This window comes from Thermus islandicus DSM 21543 (assembly GCF_000421625.1).
Classification (GTDB): domain Bacteria; phylum Deinococcota; class Deinococci; order Deinococcales; family Thermaceae; genus Thermus; species Thermus islandicus.
The window spans coordinates 1-4,170 of sequence record NZ_ATXJ01000043.1 but is presented as its reverse complement, the minus strand read 5'-3'; the positions used below and the strand labels follow the sequence as shown (position 1 = coordinate 4,170).

2 protein-coding genes are annotated in these 4,170 nt (G+C 67.6%); both read right to left on the bottom strand.

Annotated elements, in window-relative coordinates:
* Positions 1-186: 186 nt before the first annotated feature.
* Positions 187-1,566, bottom strand: a complete 1,380-nt coding sequence (locus H531_RS0112160) for a replication initiator protein A (protein ID WP_022799588.1) — start codon at positions 1,564-1,566, stop codon at positions 187-189.
* 70 nt (positions 1,567-1,636) lie between these two features.
* Positions 1,637-3,913, bottom strand: coding sequence for a putative bifunctional diguanylate cyclase/phosphodiesterase (locus tag H531_RS13715; protein WP_169562215.1), 2,277 nt, complete (start codon positions 3,911-3,913; stop codon positions 1,637-1,639).
* Positions 3,914-4,170 lie beyond the last annotated feature (257 nt).

Here is a 4,170-nt window from a genome sequence, read left to right as displayed (position 1 = left end):
CCGATAGGCCCGCCCGCCAATTCCCCAAGTCTTCCGATACCAACTCCCCAAGTCTTCCGATAGGGGAGGGGGCAAACTCCCCAAGTCTTCCGATACCTCTCCTTCTGGGGAAAAAGGGGCTCCGGGACGGAAAACTCGCCTCCTTGCCCTCCTGGGCTCCCCAAGTCTTCCGATACCCGGGCGGCCTCAGCCCGGCAAACCTTTCCGGAATTGGGCCAGCCAGTCCTCCAGCTTGTTGGCCGCCAGCGCCTGCTTAAGCTCCTCCACGAGCCGCCTGGGCTCTATGGCGCCCGACTCCATGAGCCTGGCGAGGTCCTCCAGCTCCCCCACGCTCACCCGCGAGCGGAGCACCAGGTTGGCCACCTGCATGGCCCGCCGCACCTGGGCCTCGAGGGGCATGGCGGCCCACTCCCGGGCGGCCTCCTCTTCCAGCCGCCGCGCCTCCTCCTCCTCCTGGGCCGCCTGCTTCCTGGGGGGGCGCTTGCCCCAAACGGGCCGCTCGTACTTGCCCGTCTCGTCCCGGATCACGTCCACGAGGAAGCCCAGCCGGTTCTTGGGGCGGTAGCCCGCCTCGAGGATGGCCCGGTACCGCTCCAGGCGCTCGCGGATGTGGGCGAGGGGGTACCGCCGGGCGAGGGAGTAGGCGGAGGTGAAGGAGAGGCCCTCCGCCACCAGGAGGTTCACCGCCTCCGCATCGGGGATCCCCCCTGCCTCCTCGCCGAAGACGTAGACGATGGCCTGGTTCTGGCCACGCCCCACGTACTCCACGGATTTTAAATACCGCCTCTCCAGAAGCTCCTGGTGCGCGGGTTCAAGGGTACGGCGCACCTTGTCCGGGCGCTTGTGGACGATCTTGCAGGCGGCGGCCCACTCCATCAGCCTCACCTCGAGGCGGCCCAGGGGCTCTTCCCGCTCGGGGGAGAGGCGCTGCGCGTCTAGGAGGCGGTAGAGGGCCCGGCTCAGGGGCCGCTTGAGGCTGGCCATGAACTCTATATCGATGGGCTTGGTGTACCGGCTTTGCAGGGAGCGGACGATCTCCTTGGCCAGGGTGATCCGGATGATGCTGGAACGGTCCAGCTTTCCCTCCTTGCCGCTGGTGAACTCCAGCTTGTCAATGTACCGGAAGGTGACGCTTTGCCAGCGGCCGTCCGCCCGCCAGGCTTCCGACAAAACGTAGGTGGCCGTGGTGAGGCGGAGGAGGCTCTCCTTGAGGGCCCGGTAGTAGTACCCGGAGGTGTCAAAGCCCATGAGCTTGAGGATCTGATAGGCGGTGGTGGTGAAGGTGCCGTCGGGGGGGCTCCCGGCGTTCAGGTAGAGGGCGATCAGGGCCAGGGAGACCTCGTTGTCCAGCCCGTGGGGCACGCCCCCTACGTTGGGGTTGGCGTAGCAGGCGAGCTTCACCGGCTTTCCCAGGACCTCAAACTCTTCCTCCCAGGAGGCGTAGCCCTCCGGGATCCTCTCCTGGATGGAGATGAGCCCTAGCCGGGCCACGTTGGCCTCGTCCACCTGGCGGGGCTCCTTAAGGTCCAGGAGGGGGGGTGGGTCCTGGTTCCGCCGCCGGGCCATATGGAAGGCATTCTAGCCCATCTGGGGCCTCGAGCGGAACCGGTTTCCCCGGGTCGCGCCCTCCGGGGCTCTAGCGGGAGCGCCCAAGGCGACCAAAGCGGGCCAGGGCCTCTTCCAAGGGCAGCGGCGGGCTGAGGAAAAACCCCTGAACCTCATCACATCCCGCTTGCCTCACCACAAGGAGCTCCTCCTGGGTTTCCACCCCTTCGGCCACGACCCGCTTCCCCAGGATCCGGCCCAAGGCGGCCACCGCCTCAACCACCCGGGCTTCCCGGGTACCCGGCTGGAGCCCCCGGACGAAGGAACGGTCAATCTTGAGGAGGTCCAGGGGGAGATGGGCCAGGTAAGCCAGGGAGCTATACCCTGTACCGAAATCGTCCAGCGCAACGCGAAGACCTAGGCGGCGCAGCGCTTCCAGCAGGCCGGACCGCTGTTCCACATCCTCCATGAGCACGGATTCGGTGATCTCCACCTCCAGGAGTTCCCCAGAGACTTCCAGGCGGCGCAACATCCCCGCCAGCCATTCCACGAGCTCCTCATTGAGGTAGGCCGAGGAAAGGTTGACGCCTACGGGGAGGCCCAGACGCCGGGCCGTTCGCGCCGCCCGTTCCAGGGCGAAGCGCGTGAGGGGTCGGATGAGCCCCGTGCGCTCGGCCAGGGGGATGACCTCCTTAGGGGAGAGGGGGCCCGAGGGGTGTTGGAAGCGCAAGAGGGCCTCGAGAGCGGTGATCCGGCCGGTTTCCAGGTCTATCCGCGGCTGGTAGTGAAGGGTGAGGCCCAAGGACCTGGGACGTTGGAGGGCTTTCCTCAGCTCTTCCTCCAACCAGATCTGGCGTTTCAGGTCTGCCCGAAGCTCCCGGCCGAAGAGGGCGTAGCGGTCCCCGCGGACCTTGGCCTGGTACAAGGCCAGGTCGGCGGCCTGGAGGAGGCCCGAGGGCTCCTGGGCATCTTGGGGGTAAAAGGCGAGGCCCAAGGAAGCCCGCACCGAGAGGTTCTTCCCTAGGCCAGGAGGGCTATAGGGACGCCGCACCGCGGCCAGCAGGCGCTCGGCCACCGCCATAGCCTTTACCGGGTCCAGATGGGGCAGGAGGAAGGCAAACTCGTCCCCCCCCAGCCGGGCCAGCCCGTCGTTTGCCCGCAAGGCGCTCCGGAGCCTCCGGGCCACCTGGGCCAGAAGCCAGTCCCCCACGGCGTGGCCGTAGCGGTCGTTGACCCGCTTGAACGCGTCCAGGTCCAGCAAGCCCACGGCCAGGCTCCACCCTTCCCGCTCAGCCAAGAGGAGATGCTCCTCTAAGCGTTCCAGGAAGGCCCTCCGGTTGGGCAGGTCGGTCAGGGGATCGTGGTAGGCCAGGTACAGGGCCTTCTCCTGCGTCAGGACCCGTTCCATCGCCTGGGCGACCATCTCCGCGGCCAGGTTCCAAACCCAGGTAGCGAGCTCCAGGTCCTCGGGGGGGCGTTCCAAGGCCACCACCAGGGCTCCCGGGGGGTGGCCGGAGGACCGCGAGCCCCCAGCGCGCGCGCTGGGGAAGGGGAAGACTCCGAGTTGGCCCCGCCAGAAGGGCTTAGGAGATCCCACCTGGGTCCTTAGGACCTCCCAGACTTCGCCTAGGTCCGGGGAAGGGCCAGGCGCCTCCCCTAGAGGCACTTCCAAGACCCCGCCCTCAGGACCGACCGGAGCCTGCGTTCCAGGGACCAGGACCAGGACCCGAACCGGGGCCACACCGAGGGCGGCCAGGGCCGGAAGCCCCTGCTGTAAGGCCGCCTCGAGGGCCTCCAGGGAGGCCCCCTCCAGAAGCCGCCGGGCCAGATCCAGAAGGGCCTGCCAGAGGCGCAGCTGGGTGCGGCGGACTTCCGCGTGGAGGAGGGCCCGGTGCACCGCCACCCCCAGGATCTCCCCGGCCAGGGTGAGGGTTTCCCTCTGTTCCGTACCCAAGGGCTCGGCTCCGGGCCGCGCCAGGTTGACGACGCCCAACACCTCCACCCCTGCCCGCAGGGGTACCACCACATGGGAGACCAACCCCCCGGTCTCTCGCTCCACCGCCTCTGGGGGCAGGCCCTCCAGCCCTTCCCGAAGCCGCCTCAGGCGCTCGCAATCCAAGAGCTCTCCTGCCTCCTGGAGCGCCCCTTCCAGGACCATCCGCTGGCAGCGGCAGGGAGAAAACCGCATCAACGCCCTGTCCCCGGCTTCCAGGCCCGGAGGGAGGTTGCGGGCCGCCGCTAACCGGAACCCTTCCCCCTCCCGGAGGCTCACCCAGCCTACTGAAAAACCCGTAAGCTGCAGAAGGAGGTCCAGCCCCGTCTCTAGGACCCGATCTGGCTCGGTTAAGCGGCTGAGTGGCTCAGCCATGCTCCGGAGCCTCTGCCAGACCTGGGGTGGGAGGGCTGTCATGGCCGACCCCCCCCGGGGCACGCCTTAGGGGGAGCCCACACCTCCATCCGCAAGGGGGCGCGGGCACAGGCAAAACGGGGGGTGGGGGGTAGAAAGAACGATGGCCAGCCTATTTTTTACCAAGGCGAACCAAAAGTTGCTGACCCCAATCCAATGAATCTGGAGTGGTCCAGGGCAAGGGCGCCGCTGCATCTTGCCTTTATTATAATTCAACC